The 12,723-nt window shown below is 67.7% G+C and carries 11 protein-coding genes; 3 read left to right on the top strand and 8 right to left on the bottom strand.

The window, feature by feature from the left end; genetic code table 11:
* Window positions 1-71: 71 nt before the first annotated feature.
* The gene (ykgO, locus tag ACPYN9_RS11885; protein ID WP_104240281.1) at window positions 72-194 is read right to left on the bottom strand and encodes a type B 50S ribosomal protein L36; all 123 of its coding nucleotides are present in this window, start codon (window positions 192-194) and stop codon (window positions 72-74) included.
* 44 nt (window positions 195-238) lie between these two features.
* Here ykgO and ACPYN9_RS11880 point away from each other — a divergent pair, with 44 nt between their 5' ends.
* Entirely contained in the window at window positions 239-1,297 is a 1,059-nt protein-coding gene (locus ACPYN9_RS11880; RefSeq protein ID WP_424466737.1) for a GTP-binding protein, read from the top strand.
* A gap of 50 nt (window positions 1,298-1,347) precedes the next feature.
* Here the strand turns inward: ACPYN9_RS11880 and ACPYN9_RS11875 are convergent, their stop codons facing one another.
* From ACPYN9_RS11875 to folP, 4 genes are all read right to left on the bottom strand, one after another.
* A complete protein-coding gene (locus tag ACPYN9_RS11875; protein WP_424466736.1) occupies window positions 1,348-2,292 on the bottom strand; it encodes a type IV toxin-antitoxin system AbiEi family antitoxin domain-containing protein in 945 nt (314 codons plus the stop codon).
* 824 nt (window positions 2,293-3,116) lie between these two features.
* Window positions 3,117-3,743: a DUF3180 domain-containing protein gene (locus ACPYN9_RS11870; RefSeq protein ID WP_424466735.1), complete on the bottom strand. Its 627-nt coding sequence runs from the start codon at window positions 3,741-3,743 to the stop codon at window positions 3,117-3,119.
* Window positions 3,740-5,557 (bottom strand): 2-amino-4-hydroxy-6-hydroxymethyldihydropteridine diphosphokinase, encoded by a 1,818-nt coding sequence (gene folK / locus ACPYN9_RS11865; RefSeq protein WP_424466734.1) that lies wholly within the window; start codon window positions 5,555-5,557, stop codon window positions 3,740-3,742. Before folK ends, ACPYN9_RS11870 begins: the two co-directional genes overlap by 4 nt.
* The gene (gene folP, locus ACPYN9_RS11860; protein WP_424466733.1) at window positions 5,550-7,445 is read right to left on the bottom strand and encodes a dihydropteroate synthase; all 1,896 of its coding nucleotides are present in this window, start codon (window positions 7,443-7,445) and stop codon (window positions 5,550-5,552) included. The genes folK and folP overlap by 8 nt, the downstream gene beginning before the upstream one ends.
* Before the next feature lie 321 nt (window positions 7,446-7,766).
* Between folP and ACPYN9_RS11855 the strand changes: the two genes are divergently transcribed.
* The gene (locus tag ACPYN9_RS11855; RefSeq protein WP_424466732.1) at window positions 7,767-8,348 is read left to right on the top strand and encodes a hypothetical protein; all 582 of its coding nucleotides are present in this window, start codon (window positions 7,767-7,769) and stop codon (window positions 8,346-8,348) included.
* 87 nt (window positions 8,349-8,435) lie between these two features.
* Window positions 8,436-8,636 (top strand): hypothetical protein, encoded by a 201-nt coding sequence (locus ACPYN9_RS11850; protein WP_424466731.1) that lies wholly within the window; start codon window positions 8,436-8,438, stop codon window positions 8,634-8,636.
* Between the two features lie 211 nt (window positions 8,637-8,847).
* Here ACPYN9_RS11850 and ftsH read toward each other — a convergent pair whose 3' ends face one another.
* The 3 genes from ftsH to tilS all read right to left on the bottom strand — a co-directional run bounded on the left by ftsH (window position 8,848) and on the right by tilS (window position 12,681).
* Entirely contained in the window at window positions 8,848-10,824 is a 1,977-nt protein-coding gene (ftsH, locus tag ACPYN9_RS11845) for an ATP-dependent zinc metalloprotease FtsH (RefSeq protein ID WP_424466730.1), read from the bottom strand.
* A gap of 210 nt (window positions 10,825-11,034) precedes the next feature.
* Window positions 11,035-11,592, bottom strand: coding sequence for a hypoxanthine phosphoribosyltransferase (hpt, locus tag ACPYN9_RS11840; protein WP_424466729.1), 558 nt, complete (start codon window positions 11,590-11,592; stop codon window positions 11,035-11,037).
* Between the two features lie 60 nt (window positions 11,593-11,652).
* On the bottom strand, window positions 11,653-12,681 hold the full coding sequence (tilS, locus tag ACPYN9_RS11835; protein ID WP_424466728.1) for a tRNA lysidine(34) synthetase TilS: 1,029 nt from the start codon (window positions 12,679-12,681) through the stop codon (window positions 11,653-11,655).
* Window positions 12,682-12,723: the final 42 nt, after the last annotated feature.

The following is a 12,723-nucleotide window of genomic DNA, read 5'->3' as shown; positions in this document are numbered from 1 at the left end:
CCTTTCAGGAATGCCCGTGAACTTCCTTTCTCGCGTGCCGACTTCGCCGATCCCTACGGTGCCCGACCGCCTTAGCCCTGGCGCGCCTTCATGCGCGGGTTCTTCTTGTTGATCACGAACACGCGCCCACGACGGCGGACGATCTGCGCGCCCGGCACCTTCTTCAGTGCCTTCAGGGAGTTGCGAACCTTCATGATGAACCCTTCTTGTTGAGAATCTTTCTCATTAGACTACTCGCATGACCCCAGAACAGCGAACCAACCAAACCGCGACCAGCTCGCTCGGCATGACCCTCATCAGCGGACTCGACACCTCCGGACGCAACCTCGTCACCGCCCTCCTCTGCGGCGAACCCAGCGGCCCCACCCCAATCCAGGACTACGGCGACGAACACACCAACGCCATCGAACTCGGCGTCGAACTCGGCGAAGACCTCGCCAGACAAGCCGCAACCGGGAAACGCGGCAACGTCATCATCGAACTCTCCGCAGACGCCGACACCCAGAGCATCGGACTCACCATCGACCACGTCCTCGCCGACACACCCCACGAACCCTCCACCACCATCGGCACCCGCGAATTCATCACCGTCGCCAGCGTCAGCGACATCCGCCGCCTCCTCCTCCAAGAAGGCCACCCCCAACCCGACGACGCAGACACCTCCGCCACCCTCGCCGCCCAACTCGAATTCGCCAGCATCATCGTGCTCACCGCCACCGAAGCACACCCCGCAGGCATCGTCAGCGAAACCTGCACCCTCATCCACCACCTCAACCCCACCGCCACACTCACCACCCCCACCACCGCCACCAGACTCGGCACCCACCTCCGCCCCATCCGCCCCCGCCTCGCCCACCAACTCGCCTCCACCGCCGGCTGGATGCTGCGCCTCGACGAACACACCCACTTCCCACCAACACGAAGCCACATCCACTGCCACATCTACAACGACACCCGCCCCTTCCACCCAGAACGCCTCGCCAACGGCATCGCCGCCCTCACCCCAGAACACGTCGGCCTCATCGCACGATCACGCGGACTCTTCCGCCTCGCCAACCGCACCAGCCACGTCGGCGACTGGTCAAGCAGCGGCAGCAGCATCCAACTCGGCGCTTCCGGACTCGTCAGCGCAGACCCAGACGCACCCCTCGGAACCACCCTCGCGTTCTTCGGACGCCGCCTCCGCACCGACACCATCGACGCCGTCCTCCACGACTGCACCCTCACCGACAGCGAACTCCTCGACGGGCCCAGCAGCTGGCGCCACTACCGCGACCCGTTCCCCAGCTGGGAATGACGGGCGGGGCGACGAGCTTCGTGGCCGCGGGGCGGTGGGCTTCGTGGCCGTCACGCTGCCCGGCGAGGCACCACGCGACCAAACTCCCGACCCCGAGCACGCCGACCTCGAGCCAAAATCGCGACAAGCGCCTGCTCAGTCGAAGCCCACTCAGACATCACCTGCTCGTACGTCAACCGCACCACCACGAACCCCATCGACGCCAACAACAAATCACGACCCCGGTCAGTCATGAACGCCGCAAGCGAGCCATGAAACTCGCGAGAATCGCACTCGATGACCAGCCAGCCATCCACGACCAGATCAACGAAGCCAACCGAATCGAAGAACACCTGCGCCTCAACGCGGTGGCCACGCCCGCGCAACCACAGCCGCATGCGGGTCTCCGTGCCCGACATGCCGGTGCCGTCCACAAAGGCAACCTTCCGGGCCGCTCGAGCCGAGACCGACGACGCCAAGCTCTCCAACACATCGACACTCACCAGGCCGCGGTTCAGCAGCGAGTCGCCGACCACCGCAAAGTCACGAGGGTGCAAACACTCGAACGCCATCCGCAGCGCCACCTCCACGTCGTCGACCGCCGACCGGCCCAAAGGTGCGTCCAGGTGGCGGGGCGCACGATGCAGCAGCAAACCGCGTGCTGACGCACCGAACCCCGCCGCTCCCTCGCGGCGGCGCTCCGTATGACCTCGCGCGCCGAAGCCAACGCGAACATGCGGGTGCGCGGGACGAAGATCCCAGGCCCCGTGCAGCGGCAGCGCACTCGCGCAGGTCAGCCGCGCGCCAGCCGAAACCGCGCGACTCGCGTCGAGGTTGCTCGCCCCGTGCTCGTACCAGCCGCGGCACACCCGCGAGACCTGGCCCTCGCGCACCGCGCGCCGCAGCTCAGCCTCCGTCAAGCCCGCAGCGTGCCACTCGGCGCGCGAGAAGACACCCCCGACTGCCTGGATTGCCTGCGGCGCGATTCCGCCTATGTCTGATCTTCGAACGTTCATGAAGCCAGGAGAACGCGGCGCGACTCGCCGCAGCGGTCCGGTTCGCAGCGCTGTGGACAACGTCTCTGCACAGCCACAGTGTCGACAGAGTCGGGAGGGCCCGATTTCGTGCGCGAAACCGCGTGACGTCACTCTGAGTGGCAGGGTCGCCCGCGGGGCAAGCCCCGCGGGTCGCCGTGGGCTTGATGGGCAGGGGGCAGGGTCGGCACGGGCACGGGCACGGGCGGGCGGAGCGGGAGCGGGAGCGGGAGCGGGAGCGGGAGCGGGAGCGGGAGCGGGAGCGGGGACTTCGGCAGGGCTTGCGCGTCCGCGGGGACCACGAAGGGGCAGCCGCGGCGGGGCTACGAGGCTGCGAGGCTGCGAGGCTGCGAGGCTGCGAGGGCCTTTGTGCCAGATTTCGGACAGCCAGAGTGACGAGAGGCCAGTTCGTGCACCATCTCGAGCACCGATCGCGCCCACGTCACTCTGACTGCGATCGCGGCAACCGAGACACCGAACCACGGAAGCAGGCAGGCACAGACCCCAAACTCCGGGACCCCACGCGACGAAAGTCAGAGTCAGAGTCGAAGTCGAAGTCGAAGCCGGCGTCGGAGCCAGAGTCGGAGTCGGAGGCGGAGTCGGAGTCGGACGAATTTCTGGCAGTCAGAGTGCCGAAAGACGAACTCCATCTCCACCGGACAGTCAGAGTGACGAGAGGGCAGCTTGTGCTGCATCTCGAGCACCGATCGCGCCCACGTCACTCTGACTGCGATCGCACGGCCAACGTCGGGAGGCAGTGCGTCCACAGCGGTTGTTGCTGATGGGCCGGAGCGGGGAGGGTTTCGTCAGGCGGCGACAGCGTCTTGCGACGTCGACGGCTCCTCGCCGCCCGGAGGGATACGACACCAGGACTCAGCGATCAACCCGACCGTCAGCAGCACGACGGAACCCACCAGCGCGACAACCGAGTGCCAGATCGGCTCCTCGGGCGGAACGGTACGAGTCAGCGCGAACACCAGCACACCGAGGGCCACCCCGCCCATCAGCGACGAAGCGAGACTCGCCGCGCGAGCGAACGCCAGCACGCGGAACGCGTACTGCGGGTCGACACGCTTGCCCCGCGCATCGCGGGCAGCGTCGTGATCATCGTGACCTCGGCCCTGCTGGCGATCCGAGTTCCGCCCGCCGCCGCGCCCGCTCCTCGAACCGTCTCGCTCCAGCCCGGGCGCACGCCGCCTCGACTCCGCCTCGCGACGCTCCCGCCACAAGCGCCGCGTGTACGCACGGATCGGCCATGCAAGCCACAGAAGCAGCGCCGCCAGCACCACGAGCGTCAACGGCATCGTCAGCGGTGGCGCCATCACCGCCCTGCCCGACGTCACGAGCCACGTCTCCACGCACCACGCGAGCACACCGCCGATGATCGCGAGGCCGATCAGCAGGCCGGGACGGGTTCTGCTGGCGAGATTCATCGCGCCACCCGCTCGACCCGGTCGACCGCCGCCGACCTCAGCTCGGCAACACTTCCGTGAGGGACAAGCCGCGCACTCGGATCTATCTCAAGCCACGGCGCCAGCACGAACGCTCGCTCGTGCGCTCGAGGATGCGGCAGCTGCAGCTCACCGTCGCGCAGCTCCCCGGCGACTTGGATGAGATCTAGGTCGAGCGTTCGACTCCCCCACCGTGTCTCACGGGTGCGGCCGTGTGCGTCCTCGATGTCATGCAGTGCCCGCATCAGGGCCGTAGCCGGCAGATCGGTATCGACCAGGGCAACCGCGTTGCGGTAAGCGGGCGCTTCCTCGCTGACCCCGTCAAGCGTCAACGCCGGCGTCTCATAGAGGCTGGACGCGGCGAGCAGCTTCGTACCGGGCAGCTCCGAGATACTCCGCAGCGCGGCCGAGAGGGTCGCATCGCGGTCTCCGAGGTTCGCGCCGAGTGCGATCACCGCCTGCCGCACACGCGGCACCGCCTCCACCGCGACCGCGTTCGGCGCGCCGCCCTCGCGGCGCACCACCGCAGCATCGGACGGCGAACGCTCGTCCTGCTCCCGATGCGCGACCGGAGAGAAGAGATCACCCGCAGGCTCCACTCGAGGCAGCGGGACGTTGGGCGCGCCGCCCGTGTCCAGCACGATCGCAGCATCAGACGCGGAGTGCGCAGCCTGCCCAGAAGCACCTCCGCCCGCGGAAACATCTCGTGCCGTGCCGGCAAGCGCATGGCTGCCCTCAGGCGCGCCAACTGCCGCGCGCACAGCGGCGAGACTATTAACGTGTTCGCCGGTCTTTGCACCGGACGGCACTTCGGACGAGCCCGGCACCGGCGTACCCGGCACCGCGGGGCAGGCGCCGCCGAAGCTTTCAACTCCGGCGCCGACAACCCCGCCCGCGCGCGCGACCGGCCCCGCACCGCCGGCAGAGACCGAGCCTCCCCCTGGACCCGAACCCTGCACACCGGACGGCGCTTCGGGCGAGCCCGGCACCGCCGTACCCGGCACCGCGGGGCCGGCGCCGCCGACGCTTTCAACTCCGGCGCCGACAACCCCGCCCGCGCGCGCGACTGACCCCGCCGCACCACCCGAGACCGAGCCTCCCCCAGCAGCCAGTGCCGCGCCCGGCGAACCAGTTCCAGGTCCGGCTTCCGCGGCGGCGACCGCATGCGCGGCCGCAGACTCGAGATACTCGTCAGGCTCAGTCGGACGGTGGCGCAAGATACTCACCGCCACATCCTCGAAGTCCAAGGCCACAGGTGCCTGCGGCTTATGCACCGTGATCCGCACCGCCACCGCATCATCGAACCCGAAGGTGGCCTCCGCGAGGCGCTCCGCCAGCGTCTCGATGAGATCAACCGGCTCACCGGCGACGATGGCGTGCAGCGTGTGCATCCACTCTCCGTAATGGAGCGTGTCACCGATGTGGTCGCTCGCCGAGGCGGCGGCCGCATCGACCCACGCTTCGGCGTCGACGTAGAAGTCCTGGCCGTCGCGCCGCTCATGCTCGAACACCCCGTGGTGCCCCCGCGCGTGCATGCGCGTGATGAGGATCCGATCGAGCTCTGGCTCCGGCACACCTGCGCGCCGCGCGGCCGGGCGGGGGGACGCGGCGGCCCGCCCACCGACTGCGCTCGCGACGGCGGTGCTCGACGCGTCGGCGGCGGGCTCGCGCACGAACGCATGCTCGTGCGCGTGCCCCCGAGCCTCGTCGGCAGCCGCGACCGCGGCGGCCGCGCGTGCATCCGCGACCCTCCGGCCGTCGAGGTCCGGCTCGTGCCCACCCGTGTGATCAGTCATCTTGTGCTCCTTCGCGCCACGCGTCGACGACGTCCAACGCCACGCTGTTCGCCTCGACGTTGTGCACGCGCACACCCCAGATGCCGGCCTTCGCGGCCAGGGCCGTGATCACTGCCGTCGGCAGATCGCGCTCGACCACGTCGGCGTCCGGCTGCAGCACCTCGCCCGTGAACCGCTTGCGGGACGCCCCGACCAGCAGCGGATGCCCGAGCGCCACGAACTGCTCCAGCTCCCGCAGCACAGCCCAGTTGTCGTCGCGGCGCTTCGCGAAGCCGAGCCCCGGGTCGAGGACGATCTGCGACGGGTCGAGGCCCGCATCCACCGCGCGATCGCGGGCAACCGCCAGCTCTGCGAGGATCTCTGCTGCCGGGTCGCGATAATCGGCGAGGTCGTTCATACGGATCGAATGCCCGCGCCAATGGCTCAGGATGAACGGGTTGCCGCGCTCGGCGACCAGCCCGAGCATGGCCGGGTCGGCCTGCCCGCCCGACACGTCGTTGACGTACTCGGCGCCGAGCTCCAGCGCCGCCTCAGCGGTCTTCGCGTACATCGTGTCGATGCTGACCAGCACGCCGAGCGCGGCGAGCTCCTTGATCACCGGCAGTACGCGCGCCGCCTCTTCCTCCTGCGGTACGCGGACGGCGCCGGGCCGCGTCGACTCGCCGCCGACGTCGATGATGTCGGCGCCCTGCGCGACCAGCTCCCGCGCTCGGCGCAGGGCGCGCTTCGTGCGGCGATTCTGGCTGAACAGGTCCTCGAACTTGCCGCCGTCGCTGAACGAATCCGGGGTGATGTTCAAGATGCCGAGAATGCGCGGACGCTTCGGGATGGTCGGCTGCAGCAGGTTCGTGAACCGCTGCGGCAGCTCGAACGGTCGCGTGTGCACGGGGCCGGAGTCCGCCGCCCATGGCGCATCGGAAACAGCGCCGAGCTCGGTGACCTGAACCGCCTCGCGAGGCTCGACCCCAGAGGCGTCGAGCTCGACGTCGACGTCGGTCGCGTTCGTGGTGGGAGTCTGCACCGGATGCTCGCCCCCGGTCGCTTGCTCGCCGTCGCCGACCGCGGCGCCTGCGTCCGGCGAACCGCCCGCGAGCGGGTCGGAGAGCGGCTCCGCGAGCGGGTCGGAGAGCGGGTCCGCGAGCGGATCGAAGCGGGCACCTCGGAGCGCATGGCCGAGCACCGGCGCGACGCCGGGGGCCACCGCCGAACTCGCCCCGGACGCGACGTCCGGCGCACTGACCGGCTGCGCTCCGATGAGCGCGACGATCTCCGCCCGGGCGCTCGGTTCGGAGAGCTCGCCCCGCGCGGACACCGTCACCACAACGCCCGCCTGCTGGCGGGACCCTCTGAGTCCAGCGCACGCGTGGCTCGCCTCGATGATCGCCAGCGCACCGCGCGCATCCAGGGCCACCATCATGGCGTCGACGAGCTCATCGCCGAGCCGCTCCTGTAATGTCGCCCGCGCCGACAGCGTCTCAAGCAGCGTGTGCAAGCGGCCGAAACCGACGATCGAATCGGAGGGCACGTAGGCGAGATGCACGCGGCCCGAGAACGGCAAGAGATGGTGCTCACACATCGACCGGAACGCGAGATCGCGGAGCACAACCGGTTGAGAAGGCTCGGCCCCGCCGAGATCTCCGGATGCGCTGGCGCTGGCGCCCGCCGGCACGGCGTCGGCGACCGGGAACTTCGCCCCCTCGAGGGGCGCGATCGGGTCAACCCCGATACCGCCGAACAGCTCACGCGCGGCCTCAGCCACCCGTTCCGGAGTTCGCACGAGACCAGGCCTCGTGGGGTCCTCACCGATCGCGATCAGGAACTCGCGAACCGCAGCCTGGGCGCGGCCAACATCGACCTGATCGAATGACCCCGAATCGACATCGTTCATCTGCAAGTCCTCACTCCGCGCGGCCCGCGACACGGGTCCGGTCCCATCCTCCCGCGAAACGAAGCCCCCGCGCATCCCCGCACCGCTCCCGCGCGTCGCGACGGACACACGAGGCCACGCCAGCCGCGCGAACAGGCTCGCGACGCCCAGTCCGAGGCCGAGACGCGCTATCAGACGCGGAATCGCGCTCCTGAGCCCCAACGTCACGCACCGTGCACGTTCCCTGGGCGTCTGCGTCTCAGGTTGACATGCCGGTGGCGCCCTCGAGAGGCTCGAAGAGCTGATGCGCCAACCAGGCGCACGTACAGAGACGGAGGAACGATGAAGAAGTTCACGACCCTTGCAGCACTCAGCACCCTCGTCGGAGCCGCATTTGTCGGCCTCGCCGCCCCAGCCCAAGCATCCGAGGCGCCAGCGGCGACCCAGACGGCCGTCGCGCAGACCGCCGCCGCCGAGCTCACCGCCTACAAGCTCAGCGAAAACCAGCTCGGCCTCTCGTCTGCCGAGTTCACCTTTGCCGTCCAGGCTGACGGCACCGCCACCGCAACGAACAACGCGAGCGGCGCCGTCGAAACCCTCCCGAGCACCACGACCGACGCCAACGGAGCAACCGTGCAGCTCCAGTACGAGCTCACCGACGCCGGCGAAGTGCTCGTGAACCTCGTCGATCCGAACGCCACCGACGCCTCAGCCGCCGACGGACGCGCCTTCAACCCCGCCCAGTGCGCCCTCGGCACCGTCGGCGGAGCCGGTGCCGGCGCCGTCGCGGGAGGACTCGGCGGAGCCGCCGTTGGTACCGTGACACTGCCCGTCGTCGGCACCGTCGGCGCAGGCGCCGTCGGACTCATCGGTGGCGGCGTGTTCGGCGGTATGACCGGTGCCGCAGCGTCCTGCTTCGGCTGACCACCCCGCCGTGCCAGGCCCGGGCATCCGCGCCTGACCCTGCACCTGCAGATCTGAGTAGAGGAAGCGACAAGCGAAGGAGTTCACATGACCACCGAACGACCCGGCTTCCGGAGTTTCGCATCCACCCCACTCGCCATCGCGCTCTGGGTGGTCACCGTCGGCGCGACCGCGCTGTTCCTCGCGCTCGGCTGGAACGCGCTACAGCTGGGGATCCTCATCGTGCCCCTCGCGGCCGTCAGCATCGCCGTGACCGTGGCAGCGCTCAAGAAGGCCCGAGGCTCCTAAGCGCAGGCTGACAGCAACAAGTGCAGGCTCCCGGAAAACCGGGAGCCTGCACTTGTATCTGACTGGCCTCTCGCTCGGCGCCGGCGCGTCAGCGCGTCAGCGCGTCAGCGCGTCAGCGCGTCAGCGCGTCAGCGCGTCAGCGGCCGAAAGCAACCACACGCGGGAGCATGCACCCTAGCGAGCGCGGCTCGGCGGCTGGGCGGATAGGCGGCTAGAAGCCCAGCTCAGCGCCGCCGTCCTGTGCGTGCTCGATCGGGTCCATCTGATCGACCGGGATGTGCGGCTTCAGCGGCACCGGCGGCAGTGCGCTCACGGGGCGGTCGGGACTCGAAAGCCACTGCGGGCGCTCCGGGAGCTTACGAACCGGCGCGAAGATCTGCTCGAGACGCACGTGGTCGAGCGTCTCTTTCTCGAGCAGCTCAGCCGCAAGCTGGTCGAGGATGTCGCGGTTGTCGTTGATGACCTTCCACGCCTCGTCATGCGCCTGCTCGATGAGCGCGCGCACCTCGTGGTCGACAGTCTCAGCCACCGACTCCGAATAGTTGCGGCCCGCCCCCGCCTGCTGGCCGTAGACGGTCTCAGCGGACGACTCCCCGAGCTTCACCGAACCGACCGAAGCGGTCATGCCATACTCGGTCACCATCTTGCGGGCCGTCTTCGTGGCCTTCTCGATGTCGTTCGACGCGCCCGTGGTCGGGTCGTGGAACACGATCTCCTCCGCGACTCGGCCACCCATGGCGTACGCGAGCTGGTCGAGGAGCTCATTGCGGGTCACGGAGTACTTGTCTTCCAGCGGCAGCACCATCGTGTACCCCAGCGCTCGGCCACGCGGAAGGATCGTGATCTTCGTCACCGGGTCGGTGTGACGCATCGCAGCAGCCGCCAAAGCGTGGCCACCCTCGTGATACGCCGTGATAAGCCGCTCCTGGTCGTTCATCACCCGGCTGCGACGCTGCGGACCCGCGATGACGCGGTCGACCGCCTCATCAAGCGCCTCATTGTCGATGATCTGCGCGTTCGAACGTGCCGTGAGCAACGCGGCCTCGTTGAGGACGTTCGCGAGGTCGGCACCCGTGAAACCGGGCGTCTTGCGCGCGATGACCTTGAGGTCGACATCCTGCGACAGCGGCTTGCCCTTCGCGTGGACACCGAGGATGCGGGCGCGGCCGTCGAGATCAGGCGCATCGACACCGATCTGGCGATCGAAGCGGCCCGGGCGGAGCAAGGCAGGGTCAAGCACGTCAGGACGGTTCGTTGCCGCGATCAGGATGACATTCGTCGAGCCATCAAAACCGTCCATCTCGACCAGCAGCTGGTTGAGCGTCTGCTCGCGCTCGTCGTTACCGCCGCCGATACCAACGCCACGGTGACGACCGACCGCATCAATCTCATCGACGAAGATGATCGCCGGCGAGTTCTGCTTCGCCTGCTCAAACAGGTCACGGACACGGCTCGCACCGACACCCACGAACATCTCCACGAAGTCGGAACCCGAGATCGAATAGAACGGCACGCCCGCCTCGCCTGCGACAGCGCGCGCAAGCAACGTCTTACCCGTACCGGGAGGGCCATACAACAGCACACCCTTCGGGATCCGCGCACCCACAGCCTGGAACTTGGCCGGCTCCTTCAGGAACTCCTTGATCTCCTGCAGCTCCTCAAGCGCCTCGTTGGCGCCGGCGACATCCTCGAACGTGACCTGCGGACTCTCCTTCGAGACCAGCTTCGCCTTCGACTTGCCGAACTGCATGACACCGCGGCCGCCACCACCGCCAAGACCACCCGCGAAGAGGATCCAGATGAAGAAACCAATCAGCAGCAGCGGGAACAGGATGCTCACCGCCGACAGCAACCAGCTCGGCTGCGGCACGTCATCGTCATACCCACCCGCGGGAGCAGCCGTATCGACCGCCGACACGACATCGTCAGCACGCGCATCCACAAAGTAGAACTGCACGCTCTGGCCAAACTCAGGGTCAGCCTGCGTGAGCTCCATGTCGACACGGTTGTCACCGTTGACGATGACGACCTTCTCGGCCTTCTTGTCCTGAAGGAGCTCAAGGCCCTGCTGCGTCGTCACCTCACGCGTGCCACTGCCGTTGATGAGGCTGAAACCGAGGCCGATGACCAGAACGGCCAGCACCACGATGAAGATGGGGCTCTTGAGGATCTTGGTAACTTGCTTCATAAGTCGAGACTCGAGTGGCGTGCTCGGTGCCTTTCAGCCGGTTCTTCGCCAGCGCACCACGGCGCGCGATCGAGAGTCATGGTACTCGGGACCACCGACACCAGTGTCCAGTGTTCGCTGAAGGCGCGCATCCACTCACCCGTCCACCGACAGCAAAGGCGGGAACACCACCAGGTGCCCCCGCCCGCAACGCTCAGAACAGCTCGTCAGCTACTCGCCGCCATACACGTGCGGCTGCAGCACGATGATGTCCCGCAGATGGCGATACTGCTCGTCGTAATCGAGGCCATACCCCACGACGAACTCATTCGGCACATCAAAGCCCACGTACCGCACCGGCACATCCGACTTCAGACGCTCCGGCTTGCGCAGCAACGTGCAGATCTCAACCGACGCGGGCCCACGCGACTCAAGGTTCTGCTTCAACCACGACAGCGTCAACCCCGAATCGATGATGTCCTCAACGATGAGCACGTGGCGACCCGTCAAATCGGTATCCAAGTCCTTCAGAATCCGCACCACACCGCTCGACTCCGTGCCCGAACCATACGAGCTCACCGCCATCCAGTCCATCTTCAACGGAATCGTCAGCTCACGCGACAAATCAGACACGACCATCACCGCGCCCTTCAACACCCCGATGAGCAACGGCTCGCAGTCGGCATAATCAGCCTCGATACGGCGGGCGATCTCGGCGAGCTTCGCCTGGATCTCCTCCTCCGTGATGAGGACCTCACGGACATCGTTCGGAATATCAGTGGCGCGCATCCTGGCTCCCTGGTGGTTCAGCGCTCGAACAAACGAGCGCGGTGTGCGGAACGGGTGAAGCTAGGCAGTCTCGTCGAGATCATCGCCATGCGCGGAAGCCGTCGCACCAAACAAGATGCGGCCCTTCTCACGCTCAACACGAATGCCGGGAAGATCAACCGGGCCCTGACCACGCCACTCCGTCGCCAACGCCGTCACCGCCATCGTGTGCCGACGCGTCAACGAAACACCGAAGCCCTGCTCCGCGACAATGCGGCAGATGCGCTGGCGCAGCGCAGGGGGCTGCGCGACGATGCCACCCACGTCAAGCGAGATGCGTCCATCCGCATCCGTATTCACGATCTCGTGCGCCCACTCCAAGGCGAGCGCATCCAACGTCTCCGAATCCTCACGCAACGTCGTCGCCGTGCGAGCAAGCGCCTCCGAGATACCGGGGCCGATCTCCTTCTCAAGCAACGGCAACACCGTGTCGCGCACCCGAACCCGCGTGAACGCAGGGTCGCTGTTGTGCGGGTCGATCCACGGCGTCAAACCCTGGTCCTCACACGCCTGCACCGTCACCTGACGATGCAGACCAAGCAACGGACGCAGCAGCGTGCCCGTCACCGGAGCCATCCCATGCAAACTCTTCGCGCCAGAACCACGCGCCAAGCCCAACAGCACCGTCTCAGCCTGATCATCCAACGTGTGGCCAAGCAACACCCACGAAGCGCCCGTCTCAACACGCACAGCCTCGATCGCCTCATAGCGAGCCACACGCGCAGACGCCTCCGGGCCAGCGCCAAGATCCTCGACACTCACCCGCACCACACTGACCGGGGCAAGACCAAGCTCAGCCGCCTGCACCGCAGCATGCTCCGCAACCTTCGCAGACCCCTCCTGCAAGTCGTGATCGATGATGACCACACCCGCCTCGACCTCGAGGCGCTTCGACTCGAACACCGCAGCCGCAGCCAACGCCAGAGAATCAGGACCACCGCTCAGCGCGACAAGAATCCGATCACCCTTTTGCACGCGCCCAAGAAGCGAACCACGAACGGCTCGACGGAGGTCGGCGACAGCTGGAGTGAGGCGAGGGCGATCTGACACAAGTACAGCCTAAACGCGCCCGCGCGAACCGTCACGCCCAGA

The organism is Pseudoclavibacter helvolus (genome assembly GCF_049707175.1).
In the GTDB taxonomy this organism is placed as follows: Bacteria; Actinomycetota; Actinomycetes; order Actinomycetales; family Microbacteriaceae; genus Pseudoclavibacter; species Pseudoclavibacter helvolus_A.
This window is presented reverse-complemented; position numbering and strand designations above follow the sequence as displayed.

Excerpts from the sequence above, each read along its gene's own strand:
- ykgO (WP_104240281.1), bottom strand. The coding sequence starts at position 194 with ATGAAGGTTCGCAACTCCCTGAAGGCACTGAAGAAGGTGCCGGGCGCG.
- ACPYN9_RS11880 (WP_424466737.1), top strand. The coding sequence starts at position 239 with ATGACCCCAGAACAGCGAACCAACCAAACCGCGACCAGCTCGCTCGGC.
- ACPYN9_RS11875 (WP_424466736.1), bottom strand. The coding sequence starts at position 2,292 with ATGAACGTTCGAAGATCAGACATAGGCGGAATCGCGCCGCAGGCAATC.
- ACPYN9_RS11870 (WP_424466735.1), bottom strand. The coding sequence starts at position 3,743 with ATGAATCTCGCCAGCAGAACCCGTCCCGGCCTGCTGATCGGCCTCGCG.
- folK (WP_424466734.1), bottom strand. The coding sequence starts at position 5,557 with ATGACTGATCACACGGGTGGGCACGAGCCGGACCTCGACGGCCGGAGG.
- folP (WP_424466733.1), bottom strand. The coding sequence starts at position 7,445 with ATGAACGATGTCGATTCGGGGTCATTCGATCAGGTCGATGTTGGCCGC.
- ACPYN9_RS11855 (WP_424466732.1), top strand. The coding sequence starts at position 7,767 with ATGAAGAAGTTCACGACCCTTGCAGCACTCAGCACCCTCGTCGGAGCC.
- ACPYN9_RS11850 (WP_424466731.1), top strand. The coding sequence starts at position 8,436 with ATGACCACCGAACGACCCGGCTTCCGGAGTTTCGCATCCACCCCACTC.
- ftsH (WP_424466730.1), bottom strand. The coding sequence starts at position 10,824 with ATGAAGCAAGTTACCAAGATCCTCAAGAGCCCCATCTTCATCGTGGTG.
- hpt (WP_424466729.1), bottom strand. The coding sequence starts at position 11,592 with ATGCGCGCCACTGATATTCCGAACGATGTCCGTGAGGTCCTCATCACG.